The sequence below is a fragment of the Dechloromonas hortensis genome, from assembly GCF_009469765.1.
Classification (GTDB): domain Bacteria; phylum Pseudomonadota; class Gammaproteobacteria; order Burkholderiales; family Rhodocyclaceae; genus Azonexus; species Azonexus hortensis.
The window spans coordinates 34,056-53,223 of record NZ_SSSQ01000005.1 but is presented as its reverse complement, the minus strand read 5'-3'; the positions used below and the strand labels follow the sequence as shown (position 1 = coordinate 53,223).

The window sequence follows — 19,168 nt, the reverse complement described above, 5'->3', positions numbered from 1 at the left end:
GGGCACACCAAGGAGGCCACTTGGCCAAACCCAACTATCAGTTCGAAAAGCGCCAGAGAGACCTGGCCAAGAAAGCCAAGCAGGAAGAAAAACGCCTGGCCAAACTCGCCGGCAAGGCAAGCACCGATGACGCCGCCCCCGAGGCGGACGAAGGCGTAGCCATGGCCAGCGCCACCGAAACGGCGCCGGCCGCCTGAAACGGGGAAGACCGCATGCGTTCGACTCGCGCCAGCGCTGCCGTTGCCCGCCTGAATGAACGGTGCGCGACAGACCGCTATTTCATGGTGCTGCTCGGCAATGGCCGGTTTGAACTGCGCGAGCGGGTCGAGGGCGGCGAAAACCGCCTCTCCGAACCGCTCGAACTCGATGATTTCGTCCGCTTCGTCAACGCCACCGGACCGCAGAAGGCGCCGCGCATCACCAAGAACGATGCGGCCTTCGCCAGACAGTTGCAACGTAAACCCAAAACCCCGGCGTGAACCGTCGCCAGTGGCGCTAGGCGGCTTCGCCGAACCAGTTGGCGCCAAGACAGGCACGCAGCGCCAGTCTTGCCCGGTGCATCTGGACCCAGCAGTTGCTATTACTGATCCCTAAAGTCGTGCAGATCTCGTCGGTCTCGAAACCGAGGACTTCGCGCATCGTGAAGATTCGGGCCGCAGTTTCGGGCAGGCGGTAAAGGCAGGCCTCGAAGACCGCCCAGAAATGCTTGTTTTCGATGGCTTGCTGCGGTGACTGCCATTCGGCGGGGCGCGTGTCTTCAGCCCAGTGCTGACGCTGATCGAAATAGGCATTCAAATCTTCGTCATTTTCGACATCGACCGCAGCACTTTGTTCACGTCCGCGCTGGCGCAGGACATCGATGATCTTGTTCTTGAGGATGGCCAGTACCCAGGTCCGTAACGAGGCGCGCGAGGCAAACCTCTCCTGGCCCTGCAGGGCGCCGGCCAGCGCCTCCTGAACCGCATCCTCGGCTCGCGCCCGATCGCGTAGCTGCATTTCGGCAAAACGCAGCATGTCGCGCCGCAAGGCGGTGAGGAACTCCGGGTCATGCAGCGGGTCTGGATTCATGGCGGCAGGTTGGCGACTCAGGGCTGCCGATCATACTGCAAAATAATTTGTAAGGTTTTCAGGGGGCTGGCGACTAATCGATCAGGCCCCCAAGCCAACGACACAGGAACCGAAATGATCTCTTGCAAGGAAGCCAGCCGCCTCGCCTCGCTACAACTGGAACGCCGACTCAGTTTTTGGGAACGCTTGCAGTTCCGCCTGCACCTGGCGTTCTGTATCGGCTGCCGACGCATGGAAAGACAGTTCCGTTTCCTGAGCCAGGCGACGGGGGCCTGGATGAGTCAAAAAGACTGATCCAAGCACCTCGACCCCAACGGAGAAAACCATGAAAAAGCAAAACCTCGTATCCCTGGCCGTCGGCTCGGCCTTTGCCGCCATCGCCCTGAGCCCGGTCACCCATGCCGCCGACAACCCGTTTGGCGCCAACAAGCTCGAAGCCGGCTACCAGCTGGCTCAGGCCGACAAGATGAAGGATGGCAAATGCGGCGAAGCAAAATGTGGTGCGGACAAGAAGGCCACTGAAAAGAAGAAGGACGGCAAGTGTGGCGAAGCCAAGTGCGGCGCCGACAAGAAGAGCGGCGAAAAGAAGTAAGCAGGCATTGACCGGTTGCGGCGCGGGGTTCGCCCTGCCCGCTCCGTACTCTTGGAGAAGACGATGCCTCAACAATTTCTGCGCCCCCCGCCCGCTGCGGGCAGAGGCGCTCTGCCGGGCCGTCTCGCTCAGGGCGCCGGGCTTGGCTTTCGGCGAGAGCTGATTGCCGAGCTGAAGAGCGGCGTGCCGGAGGCGATCAGTTTCTTCGAACTGGCTCCGGAAAACTGGGCCGGCTTGGGGGGGCGTTCGGCCCGCGACCTGCGCTACTTTACCGAACGCTACCCCTTCGTTTGCCATGGCTTGTCGCTGTCGCTGGGCGGCCCGGTGCCGCTCGATGAAACACTGCTCCGGCAAATCAGGGCCTTCATGCACGAACACGGCATGACGCTGTATACCGAGCACCTCGCCTGGTCTGCCGACGACGGCCAGCTCTACGACCTGCTACCGATTCCGCTCAGCGAAAAAGCCGTCAAATGGACGGTCGACCGCATCAGTCGGGCCCAGGACATTCTCGGCATGCGCATCGGCATCGAAAATGCCTCGTACTATGTCGCCCCGCCGGGGGCAGAGATGCAAGAAACGGAATTCATCAGCGCCATCGTTCGCCAGGCCGACTGTCTGCTCCATCTCGACGTCAACAACATCTACGTCAACAGCCGGAATTTCGCTTTCGATCCACGGGTCTTCCTGGATGAACTGCCGCTCGAACGCACCTGCTATGTCCATGTCGCCGGCCATTACGTCGAAGCGGACGGCCTGCTTATCGACACCCATGGGGCCGCAGTCATCGACCCGGTGTGGTCGCTACTCGACGCCGCCTACCAGCGTATCGGCGACGTGCCGACCTGCCTGGAGCGCGACTTCAACATTCCCGACCTCGCCACGTTGAATGCCGAAATCGGCCGCATTGCCGAACGCCAGGCGTTTGCTGCCGGCAAGCGGCGCGAGGCGGCATGATGCAGGCACCCGACTTCCAGGCATTTCAGCACGCCTTCGGCCGCCACCTGCGCGACCCGCGGCACACGCCACGCCCGCCCGGCGTTCCCGCTCGCCGGATGCAGGTGTACAACGAACTGCTGTTCAACAACCTGACCGGCTTTCTCGATGCCTGCTTCCCGGTTTGTCGCAGCCTGCTGGGTGAGACGCGCTGGCGCCGGCTGAATCGCACCTTCTATCGCGACTGGAAAGCGCAGAGTCCGTGGTTCCGCGACATTCCCGGCGAGTTCGTCCACTATCTGAACGAAGGCGGCATTCGCCAGCCACTGCCGGCCTGGCTGTCCGAACTGGCACATTACGAATGGGCCGAGTTGGCGGTCGACACCATGGATTGCCCGATTGCCGCCCACGATCCAGCCGGCGACCTGATGTCCCGGCCGATCGTACTCAATCCCGCCCTGCTCAATCTGTCCTACGCCTGGCCGGTGCACCGGATAGGCCCGGACTACCGGCCACGCCGCGCGCAGCCGACCCATCTCGTGGTCTATCGCAATGCGGCCGAGCTAGTCGAATTCGTCGAGATCAACCCGGTTACCCACCGCTTCATGACGCTGCTGGGCAATGCCCCGAACAGCGGCGAGAGCGCCTGCCGGCAGCTTGCCGATGAGTTGCAACATCCCGACCCGGCCCGCCTCCAGGCCTTCGGCAGCGCACTACTCGAAGACTTCCGTCGGCAGGGCATCATTCTTGGAGTCCAGCCATGAAAACGACACTCACCCAGCCGCTTTCCCTTGCCCTGAACGGTATTGATGCCGTCGGCCTGTGGTTCGGCCTGCTCAGCTTGCGCCTGCTGCTCGGCTGGGACTTCTTCGAATCCGGCCTGGAAAAACTCAATGGCAGCAACTGGTTTTCTGATATCCAGGCGCGCTTCCCTTTCCCGTTCAATCACCTGCCGCCCGAACTGAGCTGGCAGCTTGCCACCTGGTTCGAACTGGTCGGCGCCGTGGCGTTGGTCATCGGCCTCGGCAGCCGCTTTTTCGCGCTGTCGCTCTTCATCCTCACCGTCGTCGCCACGGCCAGCGTGCATTGGCCGGAGGCATGGGCGAACCTGGGCGAATTGCTGATGGGTTATCGCTTTACCGACCAGGGATTCGGCAATTTCAAGCTGCCGGTCCTCTTCCTCGGCATGCTGCTGCCGCTAATCCTGCTCGGCCCGGGCAAGTTCTCGCTCGATCACTGGCTGCGCCGCCGTCTGCTCGGCAGCAAATGAACCGGTCAGCCAGCGTTACAAAGTCAGCCAAAAAGTCGAACAGACGCCCGTTTGTCGCCTCGGTAAAGTGAATCCACCCTCAACCGAACAAGGAGACATCATGGAAAAGACGAAGAGCAAGGCCAGGAAGTTTCTGCATCTGGACAAGCTGGGCCAGCGCATCGCCCATGCCGCCCGCGCCTTCGCCAAACAGCGCAAGCAGCGGGCCGTGCGCGCCTTTGAGCGGAGCCTGCTGCCGCTGACCTGATTGAACGTGCACCGAGCAAAATCGGCGGCAACCCGGCCCCGGGTTATGCCGCCGTTTTTTCGTGCACGATACGAACCTCGCGCTGCGGGTAGGGAATCTCGATGCCATGCTCGCGGAAGGCACGCCAGATGGCAAGATTGATGTCCGACACGACGTTGCCGCGGCCTTCTTCGGGATCGGCAATCCAGAAACCAAGCTCGAGATTGACGCTGCTTTCGGCAAACATGGTCAGGAAGACCTTGGGCCCGGGATCGGCCAGCACCCGGGGGTGCGCCGCAGCGGCCTCGGCCATCAGGCCCATGGCGATGTCGAGGTCGGTGCTGTAGGCGACACCAATCGTCGTCGCCAGGCGCAGCCGCGAATCGGAGTAAGTCTGGTTCTGGACGGTGCTGGCGATCAGCGTTTCGTTGGGCACGATGAACTCCGTGCCGCCCGGGTGCTTCAAGACCGTGTAGCGCGTCGTGATCTGCGTCACCTGGCCACTGTCGGCACCGATCTGGATGATGTTGCCGATGCGGATCGAACGGTCGAGCAGGATGATGAAGCCGGACACGTAGTTGCTGGCGATCTTCTGCAAACCGAGACCGAGACCGACACCAAGGGCGCCGGTAAAGACCGAGAGTGCCGTCATGTCGATGCCGACCAGCGACAGGCTGGCGACGATGGCAATCACTGTCAGCAGCGCCTTGGCGACGCGGATGCCGACGATGCGCAGGCTGGAGTCGAGGGTCTCGACGCGCATCAGCTTGCGTTCGAACAGGCCGGCCACCCATAGCGCGGCAACGACGGTCAGGAAGACGGTGACCGCGCCATGCAGGATCATCCACAGATCGACCTTCTGCTTGCCGATGGAAAAATCGACCTGCTCCAGCGCATCGATCACATAGGGTGCCAGATCGGTGATGTAAAGCGCCAGCCAGCTCCAGACGACGGCCGCGATGATGCGCTCCCAGGCGGTCAGCCAGGTGGCGCTTGGAAAGGCCTGGCGAAGCACGAAGACGACGCCGCGGACGAGCGCCATCGAGCCGAGCAGCGGCATCGCCAGCTTGAGCAGATTGACGTGAATGAAAGGCTTGAGCAGCAGACGGGTGAGGCCGACCAGGATCATGCCGGTCAGCGGAAAGGCCAGCCGGGCGCTGGCATCGCTCAGGCGGCCGGCGCCTTCGGCGCGCTTGCTGCGCCACCAGCGGGCGAACAGCGAAGCAACCCCGAGACAGACGACCAGGGCGAGCACCTGCCAGATAAAATCCGGATCGCGAACGTCCTGCCAGAGGTCGTTGAATAGCTGCAGGGCCGGATTTTTCTGCGTCATGCCTTCTTGTCCAGCACAGCGGCAAAGAAGCCATCGGTGTTGTGCTGATGCGGCAGCAGGCGCAGCAGGTCACCGTCCAGGGCAACGCCATGCTTGGCCAGCACGGCCGAGGCCGGGGTCAGCGTGAAATCCGGGTGGCTGGCCAGGAAGGCGTCGACGATGGCATCGTTCTCGGCGGTCAACAGGCTGCAGGTGGCATAAACGACGCGGCCACCGGGGCGGACCATCTTGGCTGCGGCATCGAGGATGGCGGCCTGCTTGACGGTCAGTTCGGCAACCGATTCCTCGCTCTGCCGCCACTTCAGGTCGGGATTGCGGCGCAGGGTGCCGAGGCCGGAACAGGGCGCATCGACCAGCACGCGGTCAACCTTGCCGGCCAGGCGCTTGATCTTGGTGTCGCGCTCGTGCTCGATCCGCGCCGGATGGACGTTGGACAGGCCGGAACGGGCCAGGCGCGGCTTCAGCTTGGCCAGCCGCTTGTCGGAGACATCGAAGGCATAGAGGCGGCCGGTGTTCTTCATCAGCGCGCCGAGCAGCAGCGTCTTGCCGCCGGCACCGGCGCAGAAATCGACCACCGCTTCGCCGCGCTTCGGTTCGAGCAGGTAGCCGAGCAACTGGCTGCCTTCGTCCTGGACTTCGAAAGCGCCTTCGAGGAACAGCGCATGCTTGGCCAGCGCCGGCTTTTCGCGCAGCCGCACCGCGGTCGGCGACAGCGGACCGGCGACGGCACTGATCCCTTCGTCGGCCAGCCGTTCGAGCAGCGCCTCGCGGCTGGTCTTCAGCGTATTGACGCGCAGGTCGAGCGGCGCCGGCAAATTGACCGCCTGCGCCAGCTTCAGCGTCTCCTCGGCGCCGAACCGCGCTTCCAGCCGGTTGTACAACCAGTCCGGCAGGTCGCAACGGACGGCCGGCGCCAAGTCGGCTTCCGGCTTCGCCTTGGCTGCCGCCAGCCATTCTTCCTCGTTCGCCCGCAGCACCGGCGCCAGTTCGCGCTGGCTCCAGCCGCGCGTCACGGCGAGCGCGACGAGCAGCAGCCTGCGATCGGAGATCGGCTCGCCGCAACGGGCTTCCAGGCTACGCCCGCGGCGCAGCACGGCGAACACCGTTTCGGCGACGAAGGCGCGGTCGGCGTGGCCGAGCTGGCGATGTTCGCGGAAATAGCGCGAAACCACGGCATCGGCCGGGTGATCGAAACGCAGCAACTGGCCGAGTACGGCTTCGGCATGGGCAAACAGGGCGGGCGTGAAGCGAGCTTTCATTGCAATCCTAAAATGGCGGTTGTGCAGCGGGTGCAGCAACGTCTGGCCGAGGCGCTTCGCCGGCGGTACCGATCTCGGTCACCACCTGTTCGAAACTCTCGCCCTTTTTATCGGTAAAGCGAATTTTAACCGGCAAGCGCTGCCGATCGAGCGCAATCCAGATTTCTGTCGTGTTATCGGTCAGCGCCCGCAGGTGCAGCGTGCGAAAACGGCCGGCCGGCGTTTCAAGTTCCTCCTCACCCAGCGAGTCGAGCGCATAGCGTTCGTACTTCTTGCCGGTGACGACGCCGATGTCGCGCCCCTCGGCCAGCCGGCCGAGGTAGGCAAGCTGGTAATTGAGCGACAGGATGTCCTGCGTGCCCGGCGCGATCTGGCGCACGCTGCCGTCACGCGACAGGCTGACCGCTGCGGTCGACCAGTCGAAATCGGCATTTTCGTTGGCATCCTTGCCGTTCTTGCGGCTGCGGAACGTATCCGGGCGCAGGCCGCCGGCGACCAGCCGGCCGCGACTTTCGATTTCGAGGCGAACCGGCTTCAACAAGGCGGCCAGGCCGCTGGTCTCGGTGACGCCGGTCAGCCGGTAGCTGCCGTCCTCGCCAAACTCCCAATGGTGTTCGGCCCGGCCGACCTGCAGGCCGAGCGATTCCTTGAAAATGGCAAAGCGGATCGTGCCGCTGGCCGCCAGCACCGGCTTGACCGGCTCGACCGAGGCAAGGCCTGCGGTCGACGGCGTTGGCGGGGCGATTTCCGGAGGGGTTTCGAGCCCGGCTTCCGGAGCAGCCACGACTGGCGTCGTAATCGCCGGCGCGGTATGGCGGGCGCTGGCCAGCACCTTCGGCTTGGCCTTGACTGCCGGCTTAGTGACTACCGGCGCCGCGACCGGGGCCGGCGGCGGCACTTGCAGTTCGACCTGCAGCGGCGCCGGGTCGGGGCCGCCCCCGAACAGCTCGACATCCGTACCGAACAAGGCCACGCCATGCACGGCCAGCGAACCGGCCAGCGCCAGGATCAGTACGAAAGGCATTGCCGCTTAGCGCACCTCGGGCGCGATCAGCGCAGCACCGTCATTCTGGCCGGCGGCCAGGCGGACCCGGCCGTTTTCCAGGCGCAGCTTGTCTTCGGCGAACCAGCGCACGGCCTGCGGGTAGATCCGGTGTTCCTGGGTCAGGATGCGGGCGGCCAGCGTTGCCTCGGTATCGTCATCAAGGACCGGCACGGCGGCCTGGATGATGACCGGGCCGTGGTCGAGGGCCGGCGTCACGAAATGCACGGTGCAGCCGTGGATGCGCACGCCCTCTTCGAGCGCCCGCTGGTGTGTGTGCAAGCCGGGGAAGGAAGGCAGCAGCGAGGGGTGGATGTTGATCAGCCGGCCTTCGTAATGGCGGACGAATCCTTCGCTGAGGATGCGCATGAAACCGGCCAGCACGACCAGATCCGGCGCGAAGCCGTCGATGCATTCGGCCAGCGCCCCATCGAAGGCTTCACGCCCGGCGAACGCCTTGTGATCGATGAAGTGGGCCTCGATGCCGGCCCGCTGGGCGGTCTCCAGGCCTTTGGCATCGGGCCGGTTGCTGATCACGGCAGCGATGTTGACCGGCAGATTGCCGGCATCGCGGGCGGCGATCAACGCCTCCATGTTGCTGCCGCGACCGGAAATCAGGATGACGATATTCTTCATTTCAAAAACTCACAGGTAAAAAGACCATGGTGACGACCGACTGGGTCAGCCGCGACAGAGCGCGGCCGTTGCGGTCGGCCACCACTTTGGCCATGAAATCGAGCAAGCCCATGATCCGTCCGAATTCGCGTTCGAATGACAGGTTGCGGTTGGCCGGGTCGAGCTCGTTCGAGAGCATGAACAGTTCGCCGGCCGCAGTGCGGTCGTTGCCCAGTTTCCAGACCGCCACTTCCATGTTGCGGGCCGAATTGAACAGCTTCATTTCGTTCAGGCTGTCGAGAATGTAAAACGCTTCCTTGTGCTCGAAAGCGGCATCGACCATGGTCAGCAAACCGAAAATCAGCGCCGCGACCCGGTCGCCGCCATAGGCTTCGTTGAAAGCCAGCGCCGCCGTCTGCCGCTCGCGCTGGCCGTTGAATTCCGGCCAGCTCCGGTACTGGCGCTGGCGCAGCCTTTCCAGCGCCGCCTCGCGGCTGGCCAGGCCAGCCTTCTTCCATTCCTTCGGATTGCGCTTGTAGAGCTTGTCGGCAATCAGCAGCAGGCCGTTGACCACTTCCGTCCGGTTGGCTTCAGCAATGCGGTCAACCTCGGTTTTGGCCAGATATCTGACGTCCACCGCCGACTCCGTCCGGCCATCTTTCCCCAGCTTCGTCGTGCAGGCCATCAACGACAAGGCGGAGAGAAAGAGGACCGGCCAGTGCATCAGGCCGACCTGCTCTTCAGGTAGCCGATGGCGATCGGAATGAAGGAGAACAGGATGATGCCGACGATCATCAGCGACAGGTTGGCCTTGATCCACGGGATGTTGCCCAGCCAGTAACCGGCCAGGCACAGCGAGACGACCCAGCCCAGCGCGCCGAGCAGGTTGAACAGCGTGAAGCGGGCGTAGCTCATTGAGCCGATGCCGGCGACGAACGGGGCGAAGGTGCGGAACAGCGGCAGGAAACGCGAGATGACCAGCGTCTTGCCGCCGTGCTTCTCGTAGAAGACATGGGTCTTCATCAGCGCCGCCTTGTTGAACAAGCGCGAGCTTTCCCAGTGGAAAACCTTGGGGCCGAAGAAGCGGCCGATCTGGTAATTGACGGTATTGCCAAGCACTGCCGCCACAGTCAGGATGGCGATCAGCGTGAAGATGTTCATGCCGCCCTCGCCGATCGCGGCCAGCGCGCCGGCCACGAAGAGCAGCGAGTCGCCGGGCAGGAAGGGAAAGACAACGAAGCCCGTTTCGGCAAAGACGATGAAGAAGAGAATGCCGTAGATCCACAAGCCGTACTGCTGCACCATCAGGGCTAGGTGCTTGTCGAGGTGGAGAATGATGTCGATGAACTGCGCGAAGAATTCCATGCGGATGAACCGGGCGGTGAAAACAGCCGGCATTTTACCCCAAGGTATAATGCCCCCATGCCGACGATTGCCCGCCTCCCCGACCTGCTGATCAGCCAGATTGCTGCAGGTGAAGTGGTCGAAAGACCCGCCTCCGTTCTCAAGGAACTTCTCGAAAACAGCCTCGATGCCGGCAGCAAGGCGATCCAGGTGCATCTGGAGGAAGGCGGCGTCAAGCTGATCCGCATCACCGACGACGGCTGTGGCATTGCCAAGGACCAGCTGGCACTGGCCCTGACCCGCCACGCCACCTCGAAGATCGTCTCGCTCGATGACCTGGAACGGGTCAGTTCGCTCGGCTTTCGCGGCGAAGCGCTGGCCTCGGTCGCCTCGGTCGCCCGCCTCAGCATCAGCAGCCGCGAACGCGGCGCCAGCCACGCCTGGAAGCTGAAGGCCGACCCCGGCGCCGAGCCGGAACCGGCCGCCCTGATGGCCGGCACCATCGTCGAGATGCGCGACCTCTATTACAACACCCCGGCCCGCCGCAAGTTTCTCAAGGCCGAAGGCACCGAATTCGCCCATTGCGCCGACGCCGTCAAGCGCCTGGCACTGACCCGCCCCGATGTCGCCTTCAGCTTGACCCACAACGGCCGCAACCTGTTCCAGCTCGCCCCGGCCGACAGCCCCCGGCGCATCGCCGACATCCTCGGCGACGATTTCCTCGGCGCCGCCCGCCGCCTCGAAGCCGCCGCCGGCCCGCTCGCCATCGCCGGCTTCGCGATCGACCCGACCCGCGCCACCGACGCCAAGGACGGCCAGTACGTCTTCGTCAACGGCCGCTTCGTGCGCGACAAGGTGATCGCCCACGCCCTGCGCGAAGCCTATCGCGACGTGCTGCACGGCAGCCGCCAGCCGGCCGTCTGCCTGTTCATCAACATTGACCCGGCGCTGGTCGACGTCAATGTGCATCCGGCCAAGACCGAAGTCCGCTTCCGCGACTCGCGCGCCATGCACCAGTTCGTCTTCCACGCCATCCAGCGCACGCTGGCCGCCCCGGTACAGGCTGAAAGCGCTCCCTCGCTGGTCGAACGTCCGGCTTACGGGGCGACGCCGGCGGTCGACACCCAAAAAACGGCAAATTTCAGCGCCAGCTACCCGCCGCCACTGCGCCATCAGGGCTCGCTCGGCGTCGCCGAACCGGCAGCCGCCGCCTACCTGGCTTTCGCCAAGGCGACGCAGAACCTCGGCACACCGGCTTACGCCCCGGCCGGCGCCCCGCAATTCACCTTCGCCCCCCATGGCGAGCGCGCCCAACCGGCGATGGACAGCCAGAGCGGTAGCCCGGCGGCGCAGGGCAACGACGGCCCGCCGCTCGGCTATGCGCTGGCCCAGTTGCACGGCATCTACATCCTGGCCCAGAACGGGCGCGGCCTGGTGCTGATCGACATGCACGCGGCGCACGAACGCATCCTCTATGAAAAGCTGAAGACGGCTTTCGACAACCGCCAGATCGCCACCCAGGCGCTGCTCATTCCGGCCGTCTTCTCGGCCGACGCTTTGGACATCGCCGCCGTCGAGGAACATGGCGAAGCGCTGGCCGACCTCGGCTTCGCGATCGCCGCCCTCGGCCCCAACCAGCTCGGCGTGCGCAGCGTGCCCGCCCTGCTCCAGTCCGGCGACCCGGCGGCGCTGGCCAAGTCGCTGATCGGCGAATTGCGCGAACACGGCATCAGCCAGCTGGCCACCGCGCGGCGCAACGAACTGCTCGCCACCATGGCCTGCCACGGTGCGGTGCGGGCCCGGCGCCAGCTGACGCTGCCAGAAATGAACGCCCTGCTCCGCCAGATGGAAGAAACCGAACGGGCCGGCCAGTGCAACCACGGCCGCCCGACATGGACCGAACTGAGCCTCGACCAGCTCGACAAGCTCTTCCTGCGCGGCCAATGAGGCGCGGCGCCGTGCTGCCCTGGCTGTCCGGCGCCCTCTCCCTGCTCCTCTTCATCGTCATGGCCGTGCACTCGGCGCCGCTATCGCCGAGCATTCCGGCCCTCCAGTTCACTTTCGAGCCGGCCGCCTTCCAGACCATCCTGACGCAATGGGGTCCGGCCGGGGTTGCCCGCTTCCGCAGCCACTTCGCCATCGACTTCCCCTTCCTGCTCAGCTATGGCCTTTCCGGCTACCTCTGCGCCCGGCACACCGGTCTCTTCGCCAACCTGGGCGCCCGCTCCCGGCAGCTACTGACCTGGATGCTACCCGGCGCCGCACTGCTCGATGCCGGCGAGAACCTGCTCCACCTCTACCTGCTTGATGCCACCAGCAGCCCGCCACCGGCCCTCTACCTGCTGGCCGGCGTGGTTGCCAGCCTCAAATGGAGCGCCATCGCTGCCTTCGCCATCGGCATCTTCTACGCCAAAATCCGGCAGCGGCAAGGCTGAGTCGCAAAATCGCGTTACAGGGCGTTACGGGCCGCCGCGCCGGCTTATGCGAAAATCGTGAAAATCACTGCCAAATCATTGAACAAGCAGTGCCGGCACCGTTCAAAAAATGAGCGGCACAGCCCCGACGAACCCCCGCCGTTGCCGGAATATGCTTCATGGTCGCCGGCGATTTTTGAGGAATGGCCCCTGCATGGAACATGACGTCGCCCTGATCACCACCCTGGCTGCAGCCTTCGGTTTCGCGCTGATCTTCGGCTTTATCGCCGAGCGACTGAAAGTGCCGGCACTGGTCGGCTATCTGCTGGCCGGCATCGTCATCGGCCCGGCGACACCGGGTTTTGTCGCCGATATCAGCAGCGCTTCGCAGCTTTCGGAAATCGGCGTCATGCTGCTGATGTTCGGCGTCGGCCTGCATTTCTCTATGGACGACCTGCTCTCAGTCAAACGTATCGCGCTGCCCGGCGCCGTCGTCCAGATGAGCCTGGCCACCGTCCTCGGCCTCGGCATTGGCCTCTGGTGGGGCTGGAGCATGGGCGCCTCGCTGATCTTCGGCCTCTCGCTGTCCTGCGCCAGCACCGTCGTGCTGCTCAAGGCACTCGAATCGCGCGGCATCCTGGAAAGCATGAACGGCCGCATCGCGGTCGGCTGGCTGGTCGTCGAAGACCTCGCCACCGTGCTGATTCTCGTCCTGCTGCCGCCGCTGGCCGGCGTTCTCGGCGGCAGTGGCCCGGCCGACGGCGCCGCACCGCTCTGGCAGACCATCGGCCGGACCCTGCTTGAAGTCGCCGCCTTCATCGCCCTGATGCTGATCGTCGGCCGCCGCGCCCTGCCCTGGCTGCTCTGGCAGGTGGCCCGCACCGGCTCGCGCGAACTGTTCACGCTGGCGGTAATTGCCGCCGCAATCAGCATTGCCTACGGCGCCGCCCAGTTGTTCAGCGTTTCCTTCGCGCTCGGCGCCTTCTTCGCCGGCACGGTGATGCGCAATTCCGAATTCAGCCATCGCGCCGCCGAGGAATCGCTGCCGCTGCGCGATGCCTTCTCGGTGCTCTTTTTCGTCTCGGTCGGCATGCTGTTCGACCCGGCCATCCTGCTCGAACAGCCGCTGCAGGTGCTGGCGGTGGTCGCCATCATCATCGTCGGCAAGTCGATTGCCGCCCTCGGCCTCGTCCTCGCCCTGCGCTACCCGCTCAATACCGCGCTGACCGTCGCCGCCAGCCTGGCCCAGATCGGCGAGTTCTCCTTCATCCTGGCCGGCCTCGGCCTGTCGCTCGGCCTCTTCTCGACCGAAGGCATGAGCCTGGTGCTGGCCGGCGCCCTGATCTCGATCGCGCTCAACCCCTTCGTCTTCGCCGCGGTCGAACCGATCAGGCAATGGGCCCTGCGCTACTCGGCGCTGGCCCGCAACCTGGAGTCCCGCGAGGACCCCTACGCCCAGTTGCCGATCAGTACGGAACGCAAATATCTCGAAGGCCAGGTCGTCCTGGTCGGCTATGGCCGGGTCGGCCGGCGCATTGCCGAGGCGATGCAGGAAATGGACATTCCGCATGTCATCGTCGAGCAAAACCGCGAACAGGTCGAAACCCTGCGCAAGACAGGCAAGGCAGCCGTCTCCGGCAATGCCGCCGAGCCGGCGGTGCTGATCCAGGCCCATATCGCCCATGCCGCGATGCTGGTCATCGCCACGCCGGACGCGATCAACCTGCGCCAGATGGCCGATACCGCCAAAACGCTGAATCCCGGCATCGAAATCGTGCTCCGCACGCATAACGAGGACGAATCCGAACTGCTGCGCAAGGAAGGCATCGGTACCGTTTTCCTGGGTGAGGAAGAACTCGCCCACGGCATGACCAAGCATGTTCTGCAGCGCTTTGCCCCGCGCCCGGTAACGGCAGCGGCATAACCGCCAAGGAGAAGAGATGGCCCAACTGAATCGCCTGCTGGCCGCGACCGACCTTTCGGCACCGGCCCGCCATGCCGCCGAGCGCGCCGCGCTGCTGGCCCGGACCATTGGCGCCGTGCTTGACCTGATCCACGTCAGCACGCCGGCACCGCTGGCCAAGCTGCGGCAACTGATCAGCGACATTCCGCCCGAGGTCGAACAACGCTTGCTCGATGCCAGCCGCGAGGAATTGCAGCAACTGGCGGCGACCCTGCAACGGCATCATGGCATTGCCGCCGGCACCTGCGTCGTTGCCGGCCCCCTGCTCGAAGAAATAGTCCGCCAGGCGACAGCCCTGCAGGCCGACCTGCTCGTCTTCGGCGCCCACGGCGCCGGTTTCATGCGCCATCTGCTGCTCGGCTCGACGGCCGAACGCATGGTTAGCTACAGCGCACTGCCAACGCTGGTCGTCAAGCAGGCAGCCCACGAACCCTACAAGACGCTGCTGGTGCCCGTCGATTTTTCAGCCTCGTCGCACCGGGCACTGGCCAATGCACTGAGCCTGGCGCCACAGGCCGAGATCATCCTGCTCCACGCCGCCAGCGTGCCCTTTGAAGGCAAGCTGCGCTATGCCGGGGTCGACGACCGCACCATCCATCATTACCAGGTGGCCGCCGAAGCCGCCGCCCTGCAGAAATTGCAGGCCCTGCGCGACAGCGTCGGCACTGCCGGGGAAAGAATCAGCCTGCGCGCCGTGCATGGCGACCCGTCGCAACACATCATCCAGCTTGAGCAGGAACTCGATTGCGACCTGATCGTCGTCGGCAAGCATGGCGAAAACCCGGTCGAGCAGCTTCTGCTCGGCAGCGTCACCCGCCACGTGCTCGCCGAGTCGCAATGCGACGTTCTCGTCTCGCGCTAGGGCAACCCGCGCCGCTGCTCAGCTGGCCGGCTTGCTGAGCTGGTTCTTGACGATCGGGCCGACCGCATTCCAGGCCAGCGTACCGCCGCCGACAAGCAGCGCGGTGCCGACGATCAACTGGATGAGCAGCACGATCAGGTCATGCTGCTGGCGACTCATCTTGCGGCCGGGGTTGGTGGCGCCGCAGCCGGGGCAGGCTTCGGCCGAGGTATCGACTTTATGGCCGCAGGCGCGGCATGGTACGAGCGACATGAAAATTACCCCCCATTAATGCGCCGATTATAGGACGGAGCACCAGCGGCGGTGCATGGTAGGATTCGCCGCCATGAATTCGCCCCGCCTGCCTCCCGCCATCCTGATCATGGGCCCGACCGCGTCGGGCAAGACCGCCGTTGCCATGGCGCTGGCCGACCGTTTCCCGGTCGAACTGATCAGCGTCGATTCGGCCCAGGTTTTCCGCGACATGGACGTCGGCACCGCCAAGCCGGACCGCGCCACGCTGGCCCGCTACCCGCACCGCCTGATCGACCTTATCTCGCCGGAAGAAAGCTACTCGGCGGCCCGCTTTCGCAGCGATGCGCTGGCCGCGATGGCCGAGATCACTGCCGCCGGCAAGGTGCCCCTGCTGGTCGGCGGCACCATGCTGTATTTCCGCGCCCTGCTGCACGGGCTGGCCGACCTGCCGCAGGCCGATGCCCAACTGCGCGCCGCAATCGATGCCGAAGCGGCGGCCGAAGGCTGGCCGGCGATGCACGCCAAATTGGCCGTTCTCGACCCGTCGACCGCCGCCCGGCTGCATACGACCGACAGCCAGCGCATCCAGCGGGCGCTGGAAATCTGCCGACTGAGCGGGCGCCCGATGTCCGAACTGCTGGCCGCCAGCGCGCAACAGAAGCCGCCCTACGACTTGCTGCAAATCGGACTTTTGCCGTCTGATCGCGCCGTGCTGCACCAGCGCATCGCCCGTCGTTTCGACGAAATGCTGCTCGCCGGCCTGGACGACGAAGTGCGCGCCCTGCGCCAGAAATACCGGCTCGACCTCAACCTGCCGTCGATGCGCTGTGTCGGCTATCGCCAGACCTGGGAAGCCCAGGACGGCCTGCTGCCGCGCCAGGAACTGCGCGACCGCGGCATTTTCGCGACGCGCCAACTGGCCAAGCGGCAGATCACCTGGCTGACCAACTCTTTCGAAGCCGAGAATTTCGACTGCCTTGACCCTGCGCTGACCGACCAGATCAGCGCCCGGGTCGCCGCTTTCCTCAGTTCCGCAGCAAATCCTTGAGGTCTTCGGCCAGCGATTCGAGCTGGCCGACAATGCCGAGCGCGGCGTCCTGCGTGCCGACGACACGCTGCATGAAATCGTTGGCCATGCCGCTCAACTGCTCCTCCTGGCTTTCGGTCAGGCCGAGATGGATGAAGGCCTTGGTCAGCACTTCCTGGAACTCGATCATCACCTGGGTCAGTTCGAAGCAGTTACGCCGGTAATTGCCCTGCACACCGTCCAGCGTGCTGTACACGCGCGGCAGGGCGGCCTCGATGCCGGCCCGGCGCAGGCGCGCCAGCAGGTCGACCTCGATCGCCTTCAGTCGGGCATCCGCCCCCTCGGCCAGCAAGGCGCCGTTGTCGCGAATGCGACCGCAGCGGTCGGCATCGTCGACCGGCATGTTGTTCACCATCAGCGTCACGTGGCCGTAATTGAAAACACAGCGCGACTTGAACTGGAAGATCCGGTCGCTGTGGCTGACGTGGTTGAGCACCGACACTTCGAGCGGCAGATCGCGGCCGTTCTTGCTCAGTGACAGTGTGCCGCCGCCAATCCGCAGCTGTACCGCAGCCTGCAGGTCGTACTGCTGCATCGCGTCGAGCATGGCGGCGGCCAGTTCATCGGCCGTATTGCAGGCGAAGGACTTGCTGAGGAACTGCAGGACGACGCCCAGTTCGCCCATGCTGACCATCGCCGACATCGCCGTCTTCTGGGCATAGCTGGCCTGCTCGGAGAGGCTGCGTCGGCTCGACAACTGCAGCGCGGCAACGCGCAGCTTGCGCTGCAGTTCGGCCGGGTCGAAGGGCTTCTGGATGAAATCGTAGGCCCCGGCGTCGTAGCACAGCAGGCGGGTTTCGATGTCGTCGGAAGCGGAAATGAAGAGCACCGGGATGTCCTGGGTATCCCAGTCGTCCTTCAGCCGGCGGCACAGGTCGCAGCCATCGATGCCGGGCAGCGAGACATCGAGGATGAAAATGTCCGGCTTGCGCTCGGCCAGGCGGGCCAGGCAGGTTTCGGCCGAAAAAAAGGTCTCGGCCGAAAATTCGCCGGCCAGCGCGGCGCTGATGACTTCGGTCAATATTGGATCGTCATCAACAACAAACACGTTCAAGCCTGGTTCCATCGTATATCTCCCTGTTCTTTTAATTGTGGGCCGAGTGCTCCGGCGATTCAAGCATTAACTGAATGGCATTGCGCCATGCCAGCCAGCCGGCCGGTTTCTAGCTGTCGCCGGGAAAACCGGGCAAACGCGGCGGTTGACCGCAGGCATCGCACAGGACTTCAGGCTCGAAGGCCGAATGACAGGCCAATTCGCCCTGCCCGCGCCAGTCCGGCTTCATTGGCGCGACGCGGACCAGAACGACGCCGGCACGGACCATGTCGAGGTACTCGGCGACGCTGCGCGAAACGTCGATGACCCGCCGTCGATGCTTGGTATGCATGCGGTCATTGACCTTGACGATGGCGCAGCGGTCGTTATCCAGCCGGCGCACGGCGAGCATGCTGCCGAGCGGAAAATGATTGGTTGCCGCGGTGAACTGGCGGACATCGAAACGTTCGCCAGTCGAGGTTTTGCGGCCCTGGAAACCGCTGCCGTAAAAACTCGCCGAGCCATGCAGGCCGGTGGTATCGCGCTCGATAATTTCGGCCGCCCCGATTTCGACCCTCGGTGATGGCGGCTTGCGCACCGGCCGCTTGGCCGACTTGCCGGCCACCGGTTTGGCCGCCGACTTCTTGCCCGCCGCCGCAAGCGACGGCGCGACATTCAACAACAACAGGCCGCATACCAGAGCAGCGGCCTGGCGCAGCCGTTTAGACCACAACGGTCTGCGCTTCGTCACCCTGGCGGGCGCGGATCTGGCCGATGCGATAAACCGCTTCGCCCTGGGCCTTCAGCTCGGCCATCGCAGCATCGGCATCGGCCGCGGCAACGACGATGACGAGGCCGATACCGCAGTTGAAGACGCGGTGCATTTCGTTTTCGGCGACATTGCCTTCGGCCTGCATCCAGTCGAACAGCTTGGGACGCGGCCAGGCGGCCTTCTGCAGTTCGGCGACGGCGTTTTCCGGCAGCACGCGCGGCACGTTTTCGAGCAGGCCGCCACCGGTGATGTGGGCCATGCCCTTGACCGTGACCTTTTCGAGCAGCGCCAGCACCTGCTTGACGTAGATGCGGGTCGGCGCCATCACGACGTCGGCCAGCGTGCGCTCGCCGTCAAATTTGGCGTTCATGTCCGGGTTGGAGCGTTCGATGATCTTGCGGACCAGCGAGTAGCCGTTCGAGTGGGCACCGGAGGAAGCCAGGCCGAGCACGACGTCGCCGGCGGCGATCGACTTGCCGTCGATGGCCTTGGACTTTTCGACGACGCCGACCGCAAAGCCGGCCAGGTCGTATTCACCGTCCGGGTACATGCCCGGCATTTCGGCAGTTTCGCCGCCGATCAGCGCGCAGCCGGCCAGTTCGCAGCCCTTGGCGATGCCGCCGACAACGGAAGCGGCGGTATCGACATCGAGCTTGCCGCAGGCGAAGTAGTCGAGGAAGAACAGCGATTCGGCGCCGAGCACCAGGATGTCATTGACGCTCATCGCGACCAGATCCTGGCCGACGGTGTCGTGGCGGTTCAGTTCGAAAGCCAGACGCAGCTTGGTGCCGACGCCGTCGGTACCGGACACCAGCACCGGCTCCTTGTAACGCTTCGGCACTTCGAACAGTGCGCCGAAACCACCGATGCCACCGAGCACGCCTTCGCGCAGGGTCTTCTTGGCCAGGGGCTTGATACGGTCGACGAGGGCATCACCCGCATCGATATCGACGCCGGCATCACGGTAGGAGAGGGAAGTATTCTGGGTCATGGTCCGGTAAGCTCGCCGTGAAGGGCGAATATCCGCTGTAAAAAAAGAGGATTTTACCCGAAAGCGACAAGCTCCCCTAACCCGGCCGCGCGTCGGGGGATTCCGGCCACCGTTAATGGCAACGGGA

Annotated in this window: 24 protein-coding genes; 13 read left to right on the top strand and 11 right to left on the bottom strand. The window is 64.5% G+C overall.

Annotated features, from left to right (window positions below):
- The first annotated feature begins 20 nt into the window (after nucleotides 1-20).
- Together GH663_RS20980 and GH663_RS10185 are read left to right on the top strand one after the other, a co-directional pair.
- On the top strand, nucleotides 21-197 hold the full coding sequence (locus tag GH663_RS20980) for a hypothetical protein (RefSeq protein WP_170291395.1): 177 nt from the start codon (nucleotides 21-23) through the stop codon (nucleotides 195-197).
- A gap of 15 nt (nucleotides 198-212) precedes the next feature.
- Nucleotides 213-479 carry a hypothetical protein gene (locus tag GH663_RS10185; RefSeq protein ID WP_153131520.1) on the top strand — a complete coding sequence of 89 codons (267 nt, stop codon included), beginning with the start codon at nucleotides 213-215 and terminating at the stop codon, nucleotides 477-479.
- Between the two features lie 16 nt (nucleotides 480-495).
- Here the strand turns inward: GH663_RS10185 and GH663_RS10180 are convergent, their stop codons facing one another.
- Nucleotides 496-1,068 carry a sigma-70 family RNA polymerase sigma factor gene (locus tag GH663_RS10180; RefSeq protein ID WP_153131519.1) on the bottom strand — a complete coding sequence of 191 codons (573 nt, stop codon included), beginning with the start codon at nucleotides 1,066-1,068 and terminating at the stop codon, nucleotides 496-498.
- 114 nt (nucleotides 1,069-1,182) lie between these two features.
- Between GH663_RS10180 and GH663_RS20975 the strand changes: the two genes are divergently transcribed.
- The 6 genes from GH663_RS20975 (at nucleotide 1,183) to GH663_RS10150 (ending at nucleotide 4,113) form a co-directional block, all read left to right on the top strand.
- On the top strand, nucleotides 1,183-1,362 hold the full coding sequence (locus GH663_RS20975) for a zf-HC2 domain-containing protein (protein WP_170291394.1): 180 nt from the start codon (nucleotides 1,183-1,185) through the stop codon (nucleotides 1,360-1,362).
- A 31-nt stretch (nucleotides 1,363-1,393) separates the two neighbouring features.
- On the top strand, nucleotides 1,394-1,660 hold the full coding sequence (locus tag GH663_RS10170) for an HvfA family oxazolone/thioamide-modified RiPP metallophore (protein ID WP_153131517.1): 267 nt from the start codon (nucleotides 1,394-1,396) through the stop codon (nucleotides 1,658-1,660).
- Nucleotides 1,661-1,723: 63 nt separating this feature from the next.
- Entirely contained in the window at nucleotides 1,724-2,617 is an 894-nt protein-coding gene (locus GH663_RS10165) for an HvfB family MNIO-type RiPP peptide maturase (protein ID WP_153131516.1), read from the top strand.
- Nucleotides 2,614-3,360, top strand: a complete 747-nt coding sequence (locus tag GH663_RS10160) for an HvfC family RiPP maturation protein (RefSeq protein ID WP_153131515.1) — start codon at nucleotides 2,614-2,616, stop codon at nucleotides 3,358-3,360. The genes GH663_RS10165 and GH663_RS10160 overlap by 4 nt, the downstream gene beginning before the upstream one ends.
- On the top strand, nucleotides 3,357-3,866 hold the full coding sequence (locus GH663_RS10155; RefSeq protein ID WP_153131514.1) for an HvfX family Cu-binding RiPP maturation protein: 510 nt from the start codon (nucleotides 3,357-3,359) through the stop codon (nucleotides 3,864-3,866). The genes GH663_RS10160 and GH663_RS10155 overlap by 4 nt, the downstream gene beginning before the upstream one ends.
- 100 nt (nucleotides 3,867-3,966) lie before the next feature.
- Nucleotides 3,967-4,113, top strand: a complete 147-nt coding sequence (locus GH663_RS10150; RefSeq protein WP_153131513.1) for a hypothetical protein — start codon at nucleotides 3,967-3,969, stop codon at nucleotides 4,111-4,113.
- Between the two features lie 43 nt (nucleotides 4,114-4,156).
- On the opposite strand, the gene GH663_RS10145 is transcribed toward GH663_RS10150, so the two are convergent.
- The 6 genes from GH663_RS10145 to GH663_RS10120 are packed head-to-tail and all read right to left on the bottom strand — an operon-like array spanning nucleotide 4,157 to nucleotide 9,706.
- Nucleotides 4,157-5,425 carry a mechanosensitive ion channel family protein gene (locus GH663_RS10145; RefSeq protein WP_153131512.1) on the bottom strand — a complete coding sequence of 423 codons (1,269 nt, stop codon included), beginning with the start codon at nucleotides 5,423-5,425 and terminating at the stop codon, nucleotides 4,157-4,159.
- The gene (locus GH663_RS10140; protein WP_153131511.1) at nucleotides 5,422-6,684 is read right to left on the bottom strand and encodes an RsmB/NOP family class I SAM-dependent RNA methyltransferase; all 1,263 of its coding nucleotides are present in this window, start codon (nucleotides 6,682-6,684) and stop codon (nucleotides 5,422-5,424) included. Before GH663_RS10140 ends, GH663_RS10145 begins: the two co-directional genes overlap by 4 nt.
- Before the next feature lie 7 nt (nucleotides 6,685-6,691).
- Nucleotides 6,692-7,708 carry a DUF3108 domain-containing protein gene (locus tag GH663_RS10135; RefSeq protein ID WP_153131510.1) on the bottom strand — a complete coding sequence of 339 codons (1,017 nt, stop codon included), beginning with the start codon at nucleotides 7,706-7,708 and terminating at the stop codon, nucleotides 6,692-6,694.
- 6 nt (nucleotides 7,709-7,714) lie between these two features.
- Nucleotides 7,715-8,362 carry a phosphoribosylglycinamide formyltransferase gene (purN, locus tag GH663_RS10130; RefSeq protein WP_153131509.1) on the bottom strand — a complete coding sequence of 216 codons (648 nt, stop codon included), beginning with the start codon at nucleotides 8,360-8,362 and terminating at the stop codon, nucleotides 7,715-7,717.
- 1 nt (nucleotide 8,363) lies between these two features.
- Nucleotides 8,364-9,065 (bottom strand): hypothetical protein, encoded by a 702-nt coding sequence (locus GH663_RS21490; protein WP_153131508.1) that lies wholly within the window; start codon nucleotides 9,063-9,065, stop codon nucleotides 8,364-8,366.
- The gene (locus GH663_RS10120) at nucleotides 9,065-9,706 is read right to left on the bottom strand and encodes a DedA family protein (protein ID WP_153131767.1); all 642 of its coding nucleotides are present in this window, start codon (nucleotides 9,704-9,706) and stop codon (nucleotides 9,065-9,067) included. The genes GH663_RS21490 and GH663_RS10120 overlap by 1 nt, the downstream gene beginning before the upstream one ends.
- Before the next feature lie 57 nt (nucleotides 9,707-9,763).
- Here GH663_RS10120 and mutL point away from each other — a divergent pair, with 57 nt between their 5' ends.
- The 4 genes from mutL (at nucleotide 9,764) to GH663_RS10100 (ending at nucleotide 14,924) form a co-directional block, all read left to right on the top strand.
- On the top strand, nucleotides 9,764-11,632 hold the full coding sequence (gene mutL / locus GH663_RS10115) for a DNA mismatch repair endonuclease MutL (protein ID WP_153131507.1): 1,869 nt from the start codon (nucleotides 9,764-9,766) through the stop codon (nucleotides 11,630-11,632).
- Nucleotides 11,629-12,120, top strand: coding sequence for a hypothetical protein (locus tag GH663_RS10110; RefSeq protein WP_153131506.1), 492 nt, complete (start codon nucleotides 11,629-11,631; stop codon nucleotides 12,118-12,120). The genes mutL and GH663_RS10110 overlap by 4 nt, the downstream gene beginning before the upstream one ends.
- A gap of 193 nt (nucleotides 12,121-12,313) precedes the next feature.
- Nucleotides 12,314-14,023: a cation:proton antiporter gene (locus GH663_RS10105; RefSeq protein WP_153131505.1), complete on the top strand. Its 1,710-nt coding sequence runs from the start codon at nucleotides 12,314-12,316 to the stop codon at nucleotides 14,021-14,023.
- Nucleotides 14,024-14,039: 16 nt separating this feature from the next.
- On the top strand, nucleotides 14,040-14,924 hold the full coding sequence (locus tag GH663_RS10100; RefSeq protein ID WP_153131504.1) for a universal stress protein: 885 nt from the start codon (nucleotides 14,040-14,042) through the stop codon (nucleotides 14,922-14,924).
- An 18-nt stretch (nucleotides 14,925-14,942) separates the two neighbouring features.
- On the opposite strand, the gene GH663_RS10095 is transcribed toward GH663_RS10100, so the two are convergent.
- The gene (locus tag GH663_RS10095) at nucleotides 14,943-15,176 is read right to left on the bottom strand and encodes a hypothetical protein (protein ID WP_153131503.1); all 234 of its coding nucleotides are present in this window, start codon (nucleotides 15,174-15,176) and stop codon (nucleotides 14,943-14,945) included.
- Nucleotides 15,177-15,249: 73 nt separating this feature from the next.
- Here GH663_RS10095 and miaA point away from each other — a divergent pair, with 73 nt between their 5' ends.
- Complete coding sequence (gene miaA / locus GH663_RS10090; RefSeq protein WP_153131502.1) at nucleotides 15,250-16,206, top strand: tRNA (adenosine(37)-N6)-dimethylallyltransferase MiaA; 957 nt, start codon at nucleotides 15,250-15,252, stop codon at nucleotides 16,204-16,206.
- Here miaA and GH663_RS10085 read toward each other — a convergent pair.
- The 3 genes from GH663_RS10085 to purM form a co-directional block, all read right to left on the bottom strand.
- Complete coding sequence (locus GH663_RS10085) at nucleotides 16,184-17,311, bottom strand: response regulator (RefSeq protein ID WP_153131501.1); 1,128 nt, start codon at nucleotides 17,309-17,311, stop codon at nucleotides 16,184-16,186. The genes miaA and GH663_RS10085 overlap by 23 nt on opposite strands.
- Before the next feature lie 97 nt (nucleotides 17,312-17,408).
- Nucleotides 17,409-17,963: a septal ring lytic transglycosylase RlpA family protein gene (locus GH663_RS10080; protein ID WP_170291393.1), complete on the bottom strand. Its 555-nt coding sequence runs from the start codon at nucleotides 17,961-17,963 to the stop codon at nucleotides 17,409-17,411.
- A gap of 37 nt (nucleotides 17,964-18,000) precedes the next feature.
- Nucleotides 18,001-19,041 (bottom strand): phosphoribosylformylglycinamidine cyclo-ligase, encoded by a 1,041-nt coding sequence (gene purM / locus GH663_RS10075; protein WP_153131499.1) that lies wholly within the window; start codon nucleotides 19,039-19,041, stop codon nucleotides 18,001-18,003.
- Nucleotides 19,042-19,168 lie beyond the last annotated feature (127 nt).